The organism is Burkholderia pyrrocinia, from assembly GCF_001028665.1.
GTDB lineage: Bacteria > Pseudomonadota > Gammaproteobacteria > Burkholderiales > Burkholderiaceae > Burkholderia > Burkholderia pyrrocinia.
The window spans coordinates 2413130-2428095 of record NZ_CP011504.1 but is presented as its reverse complement, the minus strand read 5'-3'; the positions used below and the strand labels follow the sequence as shown (position 1 = coordinate 2428095).

The following is a 14966-nucleotide window of genomic DNA, read 5'->3' as shown; positions in this document are numbered from 1 at the left end:
CTTCGACGCATCGTTAGACGTCAGGCCAGATGCAGGCAGAAACGGAGGGCTGATGATCATGACTTCAATGAGACGACGAGTACTGGTCGGAAATTTTCAGACCGCTTTTCGGCAGGACCGGCAACGGCGCTGCAACCTTGTCCGGCCCTTCGAAGGTGAACGACGCCGCCTTGATAACGAATGCGCCGGGACAGTGGAACGTCATGCTGCCGTTTTCGATGACCAGCGACGCACCGCCGCTGTTGAGCGCGATTTTCGACTTTGCGGCCACCTGGACGTCCGCACTCTCGCTCGCGACACGCAACTGTTTCTGCGCGAACAGGTCCATCCCGTCCGTCAGGGCCGCCGCCGTGAATTTCCCCTTCGCGGCGGTCAGATTGATGCCGAGCTTGTGCGCACACAACGAGATCAACTCGCCCGCCACCATCCGTAGCCGTTTGGTGATGCTAATGTCCATGTGATTGCCCGCCGTGACGATCACGTTTCCGCCCGCCGAGTGCTGGGCCGATTTCGGCGTCACGAACGCCATACCGCCGGGAGCGCTCGCAAGCAGCCCCGCGTCACGAAGCTGGTCCAGCCCGTCCAACAGCGCCGCCTGCGTGGCCCGGTCGGCCGGTTCGGCCTTCGCTTGCCGCGAGGCATCGGCCAGTTCCGTTACGCGCTGCAGTGCGGCCTTCAGCAACTGGATGGCGGCTGACATGTCGAGGTGCGGCGTGTCAGCGCCACCCGCCGAGTCCGCGGAAAAATACAGCCCCTTCTCGGCGCGCATCGTGCCCCACGCGCGAGTCGTGATGTCGATCCCCTCTCCGCGCTTCAATTTCTTGCTGTCGAGCAGATAACCGAAATTCATCGCCGACTGGCCGTAGACCGTGGCGATGCGCGCGCTTTCCTTCTCTTGCAGGTCGTTGAACACGATCTCCGCGCCGCGCAGCGGCGAGCGCCAGATCGCGTAGCTGAACATCGCCTGCGCGCCATGCACCAGGTCCAGGTGCGAATAGTCGTGCAGCGCGCCCGATATATGCAAGCGATCGACGTCGTTGTGTTCCCCCTGCAGCAGAACCTCCGTCTGCGGCAGCAACGGTGAATGGAAACCACCTTGATACGACGACGACGGACGCACAAGGCGCAGATTCAGCAATTGCTTGTCGGCGCTGTCCGATCCCTGCAGGAACTTGGGGAGGACGGGATAGCGCCCATGCTCGTCGAGGCACGCATAGGGTGCGCTGTCAAACGTCGTTACAACGCCGGCGACGGGCCCTTCCAGAAAACGCCAATGCTTTTCGTAGTCGAATTTCGGCCGGTAAGCGCAATGTCCGGGCATCGCCTTGAAGCTGTTGTGCGTCGGCTTGGTACGGCTGCCCTTCATCTCCATCGAAGTGATCACGAACCCGTACTCGGCGCCGGGCATCTTCGTATTGCTGAGTTTCACCACCACACCCGGCATGAGGCCCTTCACGTTGCTGGTGCCGGACAGGGTGACCTGACGGGCGATCTGCTCGTCGCGCCGCGTTTGCGCGAGAGCCTCGCCCTCTCGCAGCGTCAGGTGAAATTCCGCGCTGCGGTTGATCCGGCCGAACACCGAGCGGTCGCCGTCCTCGCTGGAGACGGTCGCCGTCGCTCGTAGAGGATCTTCCGGCGTACGATAGTTGCGCTCCCATACCTCGATCGTGGCTGGCACCAGCGTGCGTTCGCCATTCAGTGAAAGCGCCGCCTCGTGCCAGTTTCCCGTGAGGCCGGAATCCGGCATCAGCGGCACTTCGATCGAACGCACATAGGCGCGCGGATTATCCGCAAATACGACCGTGTCGAGCTGGCCCTGCTTGCCGCGTCCCTGTTTGTAAAACCAGAAAATGCCTTTTCGGCGGCAATGACGTGCGATGAAGTTCCAGACAGACTCCTCGTACATGACCACCTGCTCAAGCTTCTCCTGCGCTCCTTCCAAGTTGAATTCGATATCGAACGCGTCGAAGTTCTGCCGGTCGACAACCAGCTCGGCGATGATCTCCTGCAAGCTCTTGTCGCGGAATACTCGCGAGCCATGCACGCGCTTGAGCAGTGCGGCAAACCTGGGCTCGATGCGCAACTGGTAGGCCGCCTCGTCGCGGCTCGTGCGGATGCGCTTCCAGCGCGTGACGACGCCATTGAAGGTAGCCGCGGCATGGTCGACGGGATCGACGTAGTTCACGGAGGGGACGGCCACCCGCTCGTCAATCTGCAAGCCCGCACGCCGCCCGACGCACCGCTTGCCATCGATATCGAGATGTGGCGAGGTGACTGTGACATCGACCTTGTAGTCCTTGCAGAACCCCGCACGAACCTTGAAGTCGAGCACGTCGAGCCCGAGGTCGAGCGTGCCGATCCATAATCCCAGATGCTGGCTAAGGCATGCGCTCGGATGGCGCAGTGCATCCAAAAGGGTTTTCGTCACAGTATTCATACGTCATCCCTATCCTGTTGAGCGAAACGATGCAATATCGTTGTACCAGCAACTTTTAGCGTAGAAGCGCAGAGGCGACAATATGAAAAATTCAATTTCCAACGCAAAGCATCTGGATTCCATATCAACATCGTTAAATAAAGTGAAAATTTGATTTCCGGGTGTGCACAACATCAATGATCTAATGGATCGGCCAACTATGATTAATATGTAGTCTTCGTGATATCCGGGTGGTGCATCGCTATAGAGAAACCAATGCAGATATCGGTACGCCGGCTTCAGCGCATGCGATCTTCGTGCAGACACGAGCAAGATGATCCTTCTCATGCGGCTACCAAAATCCGCTGGCTGAATTTGCGCAGGATTTGTTTTCCGCTTCGGGTGGCATCGGCTGATCCGGTTCAGATGCGAGTTGCATTGCGAACACCCGCGTGCTTCGAATATGTGGATGTTGTGTGGCGCTGCGTCATGAAGAAGCGATAAGATTCACTCCATGTCGACTCCCGCCTCCTCCCTCGAAGCACTGCGCACGCTGCCCGCGCGGCGCCCGGCCGTGCGCTGGGCACTGCGCGTGCTGCGCTGGGCGCTCACGCTCACCGTCACGTTCGCGGGGCTGCTTGCGCTGACGTTCGTGATCGGCCGCAAGGTGCCGATCGATCCCGTGCTCGCGATCCTAGGCGATCGCGCATCGGCCGAGGCGTACGCGGCCGAACGCATCGCGCTCGGGCTCGACAAGCCGCTCGTCACGCAATTCCTGATCTACGCGCGCGACGTGCTGCACGGCAATCTCGGCATGTCGCTGCTGACCGCGAACCCCGTGCTCGACGACATCAAGCGCGTGTTCCCGGCCACGCTCGAACTGGCGACGATCGCGACGCTGATCGGCATCGCGATCGGCGTGCCGCTCGGCGTCGCGGCCGCCGTGAAGCACAACCGGCCGATCGATCACATCGCTCGCTTCGTCGGGCTGATCGGCAATTCCGTGCCGGTGTTCTGGCTCGGGCTGATGGGGCTGCTGCTGTTCTACGCGCGGCTGCACTGGGTCGGCGGGCCCGGCCGGCTCGATCCCGTGTACGACGGGATGGTCGACCCGCGCACGGGCAGCCTGCTGATCGACGCGGCGCTCGCGGGCGAGTGGGATGTGTTCCGCAACGCGGTGTCGCACATCGCGCTGCCGGCCGCGATCCTCGGTTACTACTCGGTCGCGTATCTCAGCCGCATGACGCGCTCGTTCATGCTCGACCAGCTGAGCCAGGAATACATCGTCACCGCGCGCGCGAAGGGCTTGTCCGAGCGTCGCGTGATCTGGCGGCATGCGTTCGGCAACATCGCGGTGCCGCTCTTGACCGTGATCGCGCTCACGTACAGCAACCTGCTCGAAGGCTCGGTGCTGACCGAGATCGTGTTCGCGTGGCCGGGGCTCGGCTCGTACCTGACCGGCGCGCTGCTGAACGCCGACATGAACGCGGTGCTCGGCGCGACGCTCGTGATCGGCGCGATGTTCATCACCGTCAACCTGCTGACCGACGCGCTGTACCGCGTGTTCGATCCGCGTGCGCGCTGAGGGCCGTTTCGACATGACCGTTTCCCCCCTGCTTCTTTCATCGCCCATGCCGAAGGTCGTCCAATCATGAACGCCGAGCGCCTCACTCTGCGCGCGTGGCTGCTTTCCGATGCACCCGCATCGCGCTCGCAGGCCGCGCTCGGCCTCGCGTATCGACGCTGGCGCCGTTTCGCCACGAATCCGCTCAACCTGTTCGGGCTCGCGATCCTCGTCGCGCTGATCGTCGTCGCGATCGTCGGCCCGCTGATCATGCCGCACGATCCGCTGCGCCAGGTGCTGTCCGACCGCCTGCTGCCGCCCGGCTCGCCATCGCACTGGTTCGGCACCGACCAGCTCGGCCGCGACATCCTCTCGCGGCTGATCGACGGCTCGCGCCTCACGCTCGGCATCGCGCTGCTCGTCGTCGTGATCGTCGTGCCGATCGGCCTGCTGATCGGCACGACGGCCGGTTATTGCGGCGGCTTCGTCGACAGCGTGCTGATGCGCATCACCGACGTCGCGCTCGCGTTCCCGAAGATCGTGCTCGCGCTCGCATTCGCGGCCGCGCTCGGGCCCGGCGTGATCAACGCGGTCGTCGCGATCTCGATCACTGCATGGCCCGCGTATGCGCGGCTCGCGCGCGCGGAGACGATCCGCATCGCGCAGGCCGACTACATCCACGCCGCACGATTGCAAGGCGCGTCGGGCCCGCGCATCCTGCTGCGCTACATCGTGCCGCTGTGCATGTCGTCGGTGATCGTGCGCGCGACGCTCGACATGGCCGGCATCATCCTGACCGTCGCGGGCCTCGGCTTCCTCGGCCTCGGCGCGCAGCCGCCGAGCCCCGAGTGGGGCTTCATGGTCGCATCGGGCCGCAACGTGCTGCTCGACGCATGGTGGGTCGCGACGCTGCCCGGCATCGCGATCCTGCTCGTGAGCCTCGCGTTCAACCTGCTCGGCGACGGGCTGCGCGACGTCTTCGATCCCCGCCATGGAGCGTGACATGCCGACGAATACCGCCACCGCGCCCGCGCCGCTCTGCGAGATCGACGGGCTGAAGATCGGCTTTCGCGGGCACGACGGCGTCGTGTCCGATGCCGTGCGCGACCTGTCGCTGACGCTCGCGCCCGGCGAACGGCTCGGCATCGTCGGCGAATCGGGCTCCGGCAAGTCGCTGACGGGCCGCGCACTGCTCGGCCTGCTGCCCGACGCCGCGCGCTGGTCGGCGCGCACGATGCGCTTCGGCGGCCACGACCTGCTCGCGATGTCGCCGCGCGAACGCCGGCGGCTGTGCGGCAGCCAGATGGGCATGATCCTGCAGGACCCGAAGTATTCGCTGAACCCGGTGATGACGGTCGCGAAGCAGATGGGCGAAGCGTTCCGGCTGCACGAGCCCGGGCTGCGCGGCCGCGCGCTGCGCGAACGGATCGTCGACGCACTCGCGGCCGTGCAGATCCGCGACCCGGCGCGCGTCGCCGATGCGTATCCGCACGAGTTGTCGGGCGGCATGGGCCAGCGCGTGATGATCGCGATGATGGTGTCGACCGGCCCGCGCCTGCTGATCGCCGACGAACCGACGTCCGCGCTCGACGTCGCGGTCTCGATGCAGGTGCTGGCGGTGCTCGACGCGATGATCGCGCGGCACGGCACGGGCCTGATGTTCATCAGCCACGATCTGCCGCTCGTGATGTCGTTCTGCGATCGCGTCGCGGTGATGTATGCGGGCCGCGTGGTCGAGACCTGCGCCGCGCGCGACCTGCGCGACGCGACGCATCCGTACACGCGCGGGCTGCTCGCGGCGAACCCGCCGCTCGCGAACCCGCCGGACGAACTGCCCGTGCTGCGGCGCGATCCGGCCTGGCTCGATCCCGCGCCGCATGCGTCCACATCCGCTGATCGCCAGGAGGCCGCACGATGATCGACGTCGATCACGCATCGATCCGTTTCCCGACCCGCACGGGTCACGTCGACGCCGTGCGCGACGTGAGCTTCGCGGTGCGCGACGGCGAGGTGTTCGGGCTCGTCGGCGAATCGGGCTCCGGCAAGTCGACGCTGCTGCGCGCGCTGACGGGCCTCGTGCCGCTCGCGTCCGGCAGCCTGTCGATCGACGGCCGGCCGGTCGGCGGCACGCCCGACCGTGCGTTCCGCCGCCACGTGCAGATGGTGTTCCAGGATCCGTACGCATCGCTGCATCCGCGTTTCACGGTCGACCAGACGCTGCGCGAGCCGCTGTCGATCCACGCGATCGGGGACGCCGATGCGCGGATCGCCCGCGCGCTCGCCGAAGTCGGCCTCGGCCCCACGTTCCGCTTCCGCTATCCGCACCAGTTGTCGGGCGGCCAGCGGCAGCGCGTCGCGATCGCGCGCGCGCTGATCGTCGAACCGCGCGTGCTGCTGCTCGACGAGCCGACGTCCGCGCTCGACGTATCGGTGCAGGCCGAGATCCTGAACCTGCTGCGCCGCCTGCATCGCGAACGCAACCTGACGATGATCCTCGTCAGCCACAACCTCGCGGTGATCGGCTTCCTGTGCCAGCGCGTCGCCGTGATGCAGCATGGCGAGATCGTCGAGCAGCTGCGGGTCGAGGACGTACGCGCCGGGCAGGTCGCGCGCGACTACACGCGCACGCTGCTGCAGGCGACCGAAGGCTACCGCCGTCTCGACCCGGTCGCGGGCGCGCCGGCCGCCTGACATCTCCGCGACGCACCGGCATGCGATACTCGGCACGCCACGCGCCGGCTTGCCGCCGCATGGAACCCTTGTGCACCGCACGGGTCAATTTGCTTTCGTCAACAGCTCAACAGCAATAGGGAGGCGTTCATGCTGCAATTCATCGAAACCCTGGTCGTCGGGCTCATCGTCGGCCTCCTCGCCCGCGCGCTCAAGCCCGGCGACGACAAGATGGGCATCCTGATGACGGCCGTGCTCGGCATCGTCGGCTCGCTGGTCGCCGGCTACGTCGGCCGCGCCGCCGGCTGGTATGCACCGGGCCAGGGTGCGGGCTGGATCGCATCGATCATCGGCGCGATCGTGCTGCTGATCGTCGTCGGCGCAGTGCGCAAGCGCATGGCCTGATCGCATCGCCACACCGCACCACGCAAAACGGCCGCTCGTGGTCACGAGCGGCCGTTTTCTTGTGGCGACCGACGATTCGCGGCATTGCCAACTCGTTGACTCCGCAACGATTCACCCGCAACAACCGGCGTCCGCCGGCGACCGTCCATCTGGTTTACCGCACCGGCAATACCCGAACTTGCGGCCGCTCAAATTTGAGATAAATTGTTTGAAGGGATACGGCGCCGTTTGCTTATTCCCGTCCTTTCCGTATTTTCATTCAAGAGATCCGATGGAATTGCCGTTTACGCACTCAGCACCGCAGCGTTGACGGACTGCCACCCGAGCGGCCCCGCTGCGACGCGCTTCCTCTCTGGAGCCTGTCATGAAGCATCGCCTGTTCGCCGCCTCGTTCGCCCTGGCTGCCTCGCTTCTGGCCACGTCCTCGTCCTTTGCCGCCGGCGCGTCCGGCATCATTCACTTTTCCGGCATGATCGTCGAGCCGCCCTGCTCGTTCGCACTCGATACGGCCGACGCCGCGCATGCCCGCGTGCGCGCCGACTGCCCGCGCCCGGCGACCGGCCAGATCGCGTTCGTCGACGCGGCCAGCATGCAGGCCGTCAAGACCACGACCTTTACTCAGGCCTCGCGCGCAATCGTTTTACCGAACCGTCCGGGCAACAATCTGGCGCCGATGATCGCCGTCGTGACATACCAGTAACACCGGCCGGCCGCGCGGCGAGCGGCGGGTCCGTCGCGGCCGCACGTCAGTCCCGATGGCGTGCGATCCAGTCGCTGAACGCGCGGATCTTCTGCTGGTTGCCGATATTCTCGGGATAGACGAAGAAGTAGCGTGCGCCCGTCTCGAGCACGATGTCGAACGGCCGTTCGAGCCGGCGCGCGCTGACGTCGTCGTCGACGAGCGTCACGTCGCCGATCGCGACGCCGAAGCCCTGCATCGCCGCGTTCGTCGCGAGATCGAGCGTGTCGAACGTCGGCCCGCGCGCGGGATCGACGTTGCGCTCGCCCGCATGATCGAGCCATGCACGCCAGTCGCGATGGTCGCGTGTCGGATGCAGCAGCGTATGGCGCGCGAGATCGCCGACCGCGTCGAGCGGCGACGCCTGCCGCAACTCGGGTGCGCACACAGGCGTCAGCCGTTCGTCGAACAGCGGCAGCGCGAATACGCCCGCGCCGGGCGACGTGCCGTAGACGACCGCCGCGTCGAACGGCTCGGTCGAGAAATCGACGACGTGCTGCCACGCGGTCGTGATCTGCACATGGAGATCCGGATGCTCGCCCTGGAAGCGCATGATGCGCGGCAGCATCCAGCGCATCACGCAGGTCGGCACCTTCAGCGCGAGATCGGTGCGCTGCCGCGTGAGCTTCATCGAGATGTCCTCGATCCGTGCGAAGCTCTCGTTGACCACCGGCAGCAGTTGCTCGCCCTCCGCCGTCAGCGTGAGGCCCTTCGCATGGCGCTTGAACAGCGGAAAGCCGTAATGCGCCTCGAGCGTCTGGATCTGCCGGCTCACCGCGCCCTGCGTGATGCACAGCTGCTCGGCCGCGCGCGTGAAGCTGCGGTGGCGAGCCACCGTCGAGAAGATCTGCAGCGCGTGCAGGGGCGGAAGTCGGCGCATGAAAAGGCAGAGGAAACGGAGGGTCCGCACGCCGACGCCGGCGCGCGCTGACCGACACGATAAGCCAAACGCCGGCTTTGCGCGAGGCGCGCGACGCTCAGGCCGTCGCGGTGAGCGCGCCCGCCGCGATGCGCGCCGCCGATGCGACGACGTCCGCGCGTGCCGCCGCGTCGGCCTGCGGCTGCGTGAACGACACGGCCATCACGATCGGCGCGCGCGACGGCGGCCACAGCACCGCGACGTCGGTCGTCGTGCCGTAACCGCCGGTGCCGGCCTTGTCCGCGACGCGCCAGCCGGGCGGCACGCCCGCCGCGATGCCGGTCGCGCCACGCGCGCCGCCGACCATCCATTCCGTCAGTTGCGTGCGCTGCGGTTCGTGCAGCGTGTCGCCGAGCAGCAGACGCTGCAGCGCGTCGACCATCGCGACCGGCGTCGACGTGTCGCGTTCGTCGCCCGGCGCGGCCTGGTTCAGCTCGGGTTCCCAGCGATCGAGGCGGAACGTCGTGTCGCCGCTCCCGTGCGCGAACGACGTGACGGCCTGCGGGCCGCCGAGCACGCTCATCAGCAGGTTGCCCGCGCCCTTGTCGCCCGACTGCAGCATCGCCTCGCAAAGCTGCGCGATCGTCATGCCCGTGTCGACGTGGCTTTCCGTGATCGGCGAGCCCGACACGACTTCATAGCGGCGGTACAGGATGCGGCGCGGCAGCAGCGACGCGTCGAGCGAGCCGCGTGCAAGTATCGCGGCGGCCGCGACGACCGCATACGTGCCGCACAGCGGGAAGCGCTCGCGCGCGTGGTGGGCGATGCGCACGCCGTTCGACGTATCGAGCGCGGCGATGCCGAGCCGGCCGTTCGACGCCTTCTCGAGCGCGGCGAGTTCGGCCTGCGCGGCGTGGGCGCGCCCCTGGTCTGCGACCGGCGCGGACGTGCACGCGGCGACGAACGGTGCTGCAACGGCGGCAAGCAACAGCGAGCGACGTGTCGGAGAGTGTTCCATGGATGAGGTGTGTTCTGTCGGAAACGATGGCACGAAGCAATACGGGCGCACATCGGCGATGCGCGCCCGTTCACGCCGACGGCCGGCCCGCGACGGCATTCGCCGCGCATCCCCGAAAGACGCCCGTCGGCCCCGCGCGGAGCGCGGGACTCGCAAACAGCCCCTAGCCTAGCAGCGACCGCCGTCGCGTTCCAGCGGAACGGCCCCGCTTCACCCTTGCGACGAAGGCAGGTACGGCATCGGATTCACCGGCTTGCCGTCGCGCCTCACCTCGAACAGCAGCGCGACGCGCGAGTTGTCGAGGTCGCCCATCTCGGCGATCGCGTCGCCCTGGCGCACGATGTCGCCCGTCTTCACGAGCAGCTTGCGATTGTGCGCATACGCGGTCAGGAAATCCGCGTTGTGCTGGACGATGATCAGGCTGCCGTAATCGTTCAGGCCGGTGCCCGCATACATCACGCGGCCGTCGGCCGCCGCGCGAACCGGGTCGCCCGGCCGGCCGGCGATCTGGATGCCGCGGTTCTGGCCCGGCCTGAACCCCTCGACGATCTTGCCGTTTGCGGGCCACTTGAGCGCGACGCCGCCCGCATGCCGCTTCGTTTCCTTGACGACCTGACGGTCGCTCGCCGTCGATGCCGTGGCCTGTGCCGTTGCCTGATTACCCGCCGCCGCATCGCTCGCGCCGGCCGGCGCGGCAGCCTGCGTGCCGGCCGCGCCCGACGGCGGCAGCGGCTGCTGCCTGACGATGCGCAGCACCTGCCCCATGCGCAGCCTGCGGTTCGCGCCCAGCTTGTTCCAGGTGCGCAGGTCGGCAACGCTGCAGTCGTTCGCGGACGCGATGCCCGTCAGCGTGTCGCCGCGCTTCACGACGTACTTGCGCGCGACGAAAATCGGCGCCGGCGGCGGTGTGGCGGCCGACGGCGCAGCGGCGGGCTGGCTCGACGGCGACGACTGCCCCGCCAGCGTGTCGCTCGGCGGGACGGACTGCGTGCTTGCACAACCGGCCATGACGAGCACGGCGGCCAGGCCCGACAGCCATGCCGCCTTGTGGTGAATCTCGTGCGTTTCCATGGACGATCCGACTCCGGTTTGACAATCTTTCAAGCATCTCAAAAACGGAACGGCCGACGTGTAACCGGATGCAAACAATGATGACAAACGATCACGAACCGGACGCCGGCCGGCATTCGCTACCGGTAATACGGCCCGATCCGGAAAAACTTGATGGTCTTTTCGCGTGAAAACGGAAGAATTTTCGTTCGATAAAACTATGACAGCCTGATTTCAATAGGCGCCCGCCGCCGCGCTCAACGCAACCACGCGACGAGTTCGGAACAGGCCCACGCGATGCCGATGCACAGGAACAACACGTGCAACGCGATCTTGAACGACACGCCCCACGACGAATCGATCTGCATGACAGGCTCCCCGGTCGAGATACGGCCACGATCGGGCATCGATCGTGCCCCGAAAATGCGGAACCGGCGAATCGCGCCTCAGGCTGCGCCTGAGACCGACGCTGCGGTTCCTGCTAACTTATCGGCCATTCCAACGCTATCGCTCCCCGCCCATCATGCGCTTCGACCTGACCGACCTGCGGCTCTTCCTGAACATCTGCGAGGCCGGCACGATCACGAGCGGCGCCGAGCGGACGCACATCACGCTGCAGGCCGCGAGCGAACGCATCCGCGGCATGGAGGACGAGCTCGGCGTGCCGCTGCTGCATCGGACCAAGTCGGGCGCGCAGGCGACCGACGCCGGCCGCGCGCTCGAACACCACGCGCGCACCGTGCTGCAGCAGATCGACCACATGCGCGGCGAACTGCAGCAATACGGACAGGGCCTGCGCGGCCATATCCGGCTGCTGTGCAACACGGCGTCGCTGAGCGAATACCTGCCCGACGCGCTGGCCGATTACCTGCCGCATCATCCGAAGCTGTCGATCAGCGTCGAGGAGCGTTCGAGCCAGGAGATCGTGCATGCGATCCGCAACAGGACGGCCGAGGTCGGCATCGTCGCCGATTCGGTCGGGCTCGGCGGGCTCGAACAGAAACCGTTCCGCGAGGACTGGCTGATCGTCGTCGTGCCGGCCGCGCATCCGCTCGCGTCGCACGACAAGGTCACGTTCGACGCGATCGCCGACGCGGACTTCATCGGCCTCACCGACGGCAGCGCGCTGCAGGTTCATCTCGCCGACCAGGCGCGCGCGCTCGGCAAGCGGATCCGCTATCGCGTGCAACTGAAGAGCTTCGATGCGATCTGCCGCGTGATCGCGAGCGGCGTGGGCATCGGCATCGTGTCGCGGCATGCTGCCGAGCGCGCGATGCAGACGCTGGACGTGCGGCTCGTCGAGCTGGCCGATCCGTGGAGCCACCGGAAGCTGACGCTCTGCGCGCGATCGTTCGATGCGCTGCCGAAGTACACGCGGGAGTTCGTGGCGTTTTTGTCCGGCGAAGCAACGCCGCGGTGACGCGCGCCGCATTCGATGCACCCCAGCGACACACGGAGGCATGGCCTTGGCCGACACCGATCTGCCACCCGCTACCGCGCGTATATCGACTGCCTGAACCGGCAGGTGTGACCGGTGATCGACAAGGCCGCGATCGAGGCACAGCTTTAGCGGCGTCGGCCTGATTCATTTCGATCCTTATGGATAACGTTTTCTCTCGATATCCATCGAGAATGCGTAACCAGACAGCATTCCAGCCTGCCGCATTCACGCCTGCATCTCGCGCCGCACTGCACCACACATCGAAACAATCCCCGGTAATTTCCGCGTAATCCTGTTTTCCCTCTTCTCTCTCCCTTCCCACTATCCGGGTTTCTACCGGCGCCTCCGGCGTGAAAGTTCATTGACATCGCGCCGTCCGATGCATAAATTTGGAAAACGTTTTCCAATGCATCGGCGCGACGCCGCTCACGGCCCGTGCAGGGAGAACGCTTGCCCGCTCGAGTTGTGATTCAGGCCATCCGTCTTCAGGGATCAGGGTTGCAAGGCGGAGGTCAGGTACGGGCATCGAGCGCGGCAATGGCCACACCAGCCCGTCCGTCATCACTATTCAAAACTGGAGACACAATGCATCCGCGCAGCAGATTCGCGCTCGGCGCCGCGCTCAGCGCCCTTTCCGTCCTGTTCGTCAGCGCCTGCGGCGGCAACGACGTGACCGACACGCCGTCGTCATCGTCACCGCCGTCGACCTCGACGCCCACGCCAACGCCCGCGCTCGCCGCGAACTCTCTGCAGGCGCTCGTCTACGGCGCGCCCGACACCAGCGTGCCGGCCGGCACGAACATTCCCGTCACGATGATGGGCCAGATGCGCGCGCTGTTCGACCTGATCCGGAAATCGCCCGACTTCACGCAGGTCGTGATGGATCTCGGCGACGGCACGCCGGTGCACGTGCTCGACACGAACACCGGCGACAAATTCCTGCCCGGCAAGCTCGCGCTCGGCCTGTCGTACATCCTGATCGACATGAAGTCGAAGGGCGACCCGCAATACGCAAGCTATCTCGCGACGTACCAGACGATCACGACCGCGATGATGGCGCAGTCGGGCAGCAACTACGCGTATGCGAATACGTCGTGGGGCGAGTACTACTACCTCGTCGCGCTGAACAACCTGAAGGCGCACGGGATGCTCAACGAAGTCTTCAGCGACGCGATGCTCGCGACGCTGCAGCAGCGGCTCACCTTCTGCGACATGTTCGGCCCCGATGCGAGCGGCAAGACCAGTACGTGCCCGGCCGCCGGCACGCCGATCGACATCGCGTCGCTCAACACCGCGCAGAACTACTATGCGGTGTCCTACGGAATCGCCGGGCTGCGGCAGAAGCTCGGCTGGAGCAGCCCGTCGTTCGCGTCGGCGACCGATCCGTCCGTCGCGACGATGGGCGCGCGCGACGCGCTGCTTTACACGCTCACGAACCACATCCGCAAGGATTCGTCGGGCGGTTTCTCGGACGAAGCGTCGAACACGCACACGACCTATTACGACCAGGCGCGCTTCGACCGCTACAGCACGCTGCTGATCGGCGAAGTAACCGAGCGCACGTTCGAGATGGGTAACGAGGCGAACCTCACGCCGGAACTGAAGGGTTATCTGCGCAAGTCCGTCGACCTGATCCTCCAGCAACTGAACGGCGACGGCCAGGGCTTCAACTACGGCCGCTCGATCGGCCCGTACGGCGATTCCGCGTTCATGGAAGTGCTGACGGCCGCGGCCAACGCGGGCGTGCTGTCCGACCAGGAGAAGCAGATCGCGTATGCGTTCATCTACAAGGCCGCGCACCGCTTCGACACCTACTGGTACGACCCGTCGCTGCCGACGCCGTCGGTGAACATGTGGGTCAAGGGCCGCGGCACCGACACGTATCGCGGCAAGCCGCGCGTGATGGGCGAGAACTTCAGCCTGCTGCACCAGTACCTGTACGTGAACGCGTGGTGGAACAAGCTCGGCTTCGGCGGCAAGGCGCCGATGGCGGATGCGGACTACAACGCGTGGCTCGACGCGCTGCCGCGCTACACGCTCACCTGGTACAACCAGCCCGGCGACACCGCGCATCCGTACAGCGCGGCGCTGGTCACCGTGCGCGACGGCCGGCGCGTGATCAACCTGAACCTCAGCCAGGCGCCCGACTACAACTCGTTCACGCCGTACTACCCGGTGCCGTTCTCCGACAAGCTGATCTACGGCACGACCGACCTCGGCTACGCGCTGCTGGTGCCGCAGGTGTCGTACAACGGGAAGACCTATATTCCCGTCACGTACTACAAGAACCTGAACGTGCAGCAGGCCAACGGCCAGGTGATCGTGTCGTTCGATACGACGAAGTTCCGGCTCGCGTCGAAGAACGCGGCGTACACGACCGATCTCGACCTGCAGGTGCATACGGTGCTGACGTTCGCGCACGGCACGGTCGCGCGCAGCGATACGCTGAGCTCGGGCATGCTCGCCGGCAACCTGTCGGTCGAGACGGACTTCACGTCGTTCGCGGATTTCGCGTCCACGCAGGCCAACGGCGACGGTGTGTCGGTCACGTACGCGAACAGTGCCGCGACCGGCTATGCGGCGTCCGGGTTCGACAACTGCGCGCTGTCCGCCTTCGACACGGTGAACGGCACGACGAATCCGCTGTCGTCGACACCGATCGGTCAGTTGCATTCGAACTTCGCGTGCACGACGAAGCCGTTTGCGCTCGGCACGGGCGTGACCCGCACGTTCGGATGGACGCTGAAGTACGCCGACCCGGCCTGAGCGGTGTAATCGCCGTCCTGTGACGATTCCCGAAGCCG

Annotated in this window: 12 protein-coding genes; 8 read left to right on the top strand and 4 right to left on the bottom strand. The window is 65.9% G+C overall.

What is annotated here, in order from left to right; all coding sequences use genetic code 11:
- Positions 1 to 64: 64 nt before the first annotated feature.
- Complete coding sequence (locus ABD05_RS26980) at positions 65 to 2437, bottom strand: type VI secretion system Vgr family protein (RefSeq protein ID WP_047903022.1); 2373 nt, start codon at positions 2435 to 2437, stop codon at positions 65 to 67.
- A gap of 493 nt (positions 2438 to 2930) precedes the next feature.
- On the opposite strand from ABD05_RS26980, the gene ABD05_RS26975 reads away from it, so the two are divergent.
- The 6 genes from ABD05_RS26975 (at position 2931) to ABD05_RS26950 (ending at position 7755) form a co-directional block, all read left to right on the top strand.
- Positions 2931 to 4001: an ABC transporter permease gene (locus ABD05_RS26975; RefSeq protein ID WP_047903021.1), complete on the top strand. Its 1071-nt coding sequence runs from the start codon at positions 2931 to 2933 to the stop codon at positions 3999 to 4001.
- A gap of 66 nt (positions 4002 to 4067) precedes the next feature.
- On the top strand, positions 4068 to 4982 hold the full coding sequence (gene nikC, locus ABD05_RS26970) for a nickel transporter permease (RefSeq protein WP_047903020.1): 915 nt from the start codon (positions 4068 to 4070) through the stop codon (positions 4980 to 4982).
- A 1-nt stretch (position 4983) separates the two neighbouring features.
- The gene (locus ABD05_RS26965; protein WP_047903019.1) at positions 4984 to 5898 is read left to right on the top strand and encodes an ABC transporter ATP-binding protein; all 915 of its coding nucleotides are present in this window, start codon (positions 4984 to 4986) and stop codon (positions 5896 to 5898) included.
- Positions 5895 to 6671 carry an ABC transporter ATP-binding protein gene (locus ABD05_RS26960; protein WP_047903018.1) on the top strand — a complete coding sequence of 259 codons (777 nt, stop codon included), beginning with the start codon at positions 5895 to 5897 and terminating at the stop codon, positions 6669 to 6671. Before ABD05_RS26965 ends, ABD05_RS26960 begins: the two co-directional genes overlap by 4 nt.
- Positions 6672 to 6800: 129 nt before the next feature.
- Positions 6801 to 7055, top strand: coding sequence for a GlsB/YeaQ/YmgE family stress response membrane protein (locus tag ABD05_RS26955; RefSeq protein WP_047903017.1), 255 nt, complete (start codon positions 6801 to 6803; stop codon positions 7053 to 7055).
- A gap of 364 nt (positions 7056 to 7419) precedes the next feature.
- Entirely contained in the window at positions 7420 to 7755 is a 336-nt protein-coding gene (locus ABD05_RS26950; RefSeq protein ID WP_047903016.1) for a hypothetical protein, read from the top strand.
- A gap of 46 nt (positions 7756 to 7801) precedes the next feature.
- Here ABD05_RS26950 and ABD05_RS26945 read toward each other — a convergent pair whose 3' ends face one another.
- The 3 genes from ABD05_RS26945 to ABD05_RS26935 all read right to left on the bottom strand — a co-directional run bounded on the left by ABD05_RS26945 (position 7802) and on the right by ABD05_RS26935 (position 10742).
- Positions 7802 to 8674 (bottom strand): LysR substrate-binding domain-containing protein, encoded by an 873-nt coding sequence (locus tag ABD05_RS26945; protein ID WP_047903015.1) that lies wholly within the window; start codon positions 8672 to 8674, stop codon positions 7802 to 7804.
- A 97-nt stretch (positions 8675 to 8771) separates the two neighbouring features.
- Complete coding sequence (gene bla, locus ABD05_RS26940) at positions 8772 to 9671, bottom strand: class A beta-lactamase (protein WP_047903014.1); 900 nt, start codon at positions 9669 to 9671, stop codon at positions 8772 to 8774.
- A gap of 210 nt (positions 9672 to 9881) precedes the next feature.
- On the bottom strand, positions 9882 to 10742 hold the full coding sequence (locus tag ABD05_RS26935; RefSeq protein WP_047903013.1) for a peptidoglycan DD-metalloendopeptidase family protein: 861 nt from the start codon (positions 10740 to 10742) through the stop codon (positions 9882 to 9884).
- A 502-nt stretch (positions 10743 to 11244) separates the two neighbouring features.
- Here ABD05_RS26935 and ABD05_RS26930 point away from each other — a divergent pair.
- Together ABD05_RS26930 and ABD05_RS26925 are read left to right on the top strand one after the other, a co-directional pair.
- Entirely contained in the window at positions 11245 to 12141 is an 897-nt protein-coding gene (locus tag ABD05_RS26930; RefSeq protein WP_047903012.1) for a LysR substrate-binding domain-containing protein, read from the top strand.
- Between the two features lie 606 nt (positions 12142 to 12747).
- On the top strand, positions 12748 to 14928 hold the full coding sequence (locus ABD05_RS26925) for a hypothetical protein (RefSeq protein ID WP_047903011.1): 2181 nt from the start codon (positions 12748 to 12750) through the stop codon (positions 14926 to 14928).
- Positions 14929 to 14966: the final 38 nt, after the last annotated feature.

What these genes read in the sequence shown, in the direction of transcription:
- ABD05_RS26960 (WP_047903018.1), top strand. Translation starts at nt 5,895, where the DNA reads ATGATCGACGTCGATCACGCATCGATCCGTTTCCCGACCCGCACGGGT.
- ABD05_RS26955 (WP_047903017.1), top strand. Translation starts at nt 6,801, where the DNA reads ATGCTGCAATTCATCGAAACCCTGGTCGTCGGGCTCATCGTCGGCCTC.
- ABD05_RS26975 (WP_047903021.1), top strand. Translation starts at nt 2,931, where the DNA reads ATGTCGACTCCCGCCTCCTCCCTCGAAGCACTGCGCACGCTGCCCGCG.
- ABD05_RS26980 (WP_047903022.1), bottom strand. Translation starts at nt 2,437, where the DNA reads ATGAATACTGTGACGAAAACCCTTTTGGATGCACTGCGCCATCCGAGC.
- nikC (WP_047903020.1), top strand. Translation starts at nt 4,068, where the DNA reads ATGAACGCCGAGCGCCTCACTCTGCGCGCGTGGCTGCTTTCCGATGCA.
- ABD05_RS26935 (WP_047903013.1), bottom strand. Translation starts at nt 10,742, where the DNA reads ATGGAAACGCACGAGATTCACCACAAGGCGGCATGGCTGTCGGGCCTG.
- ABD05_RS26945 (WP_047903015.1), bottom strand. Translation starts at nt 8,674, where the DNA reads ATGCGCCGACTTCCGCCCCTGCACGCGCTGCAGATCTTCTCGACGGTG.
- ABD05_RS26925 (WP_047903011.1), top strand. Translation starts at nt 12,748, where the DNA reads ATGCATCCGCGCAGCAGATTCGCGCTCGGCGCCGCGCTCAGCGCCCTT.
- ABD05_RS26930 (WP_047903012.1), top strand. Translation starts at nt 11,245, where the DNA reads ATGCGCTTCGACCTGACCGACCTGCGGCTCTTCCTGAACATCTGCGAG.
- bla (WP_047903014.1), bottom strand. Translation starts at nt 9,671, where the DNA reads ATGGAACACTCTCCGACACGTCGCTCGCTGTTGCTTGCCGCCGTTGCA.
- ABD05_RS26950 (WP_047903016.1), top strand. Translation starts at nt 7,420, where the DNA reads ATGAAGCATCGCCTGTTCGCCGCCTCGTTCGCCCTGGCTGCCTCGCTT.
- ABD05_RS26965 (WP_047903019.1), top strand. Translation starts at nt 4,984, where the DNA reads ATGCCGACGAATACCGCCACCGCGCCCGCGCCGCTCTGCGAGATCGAC.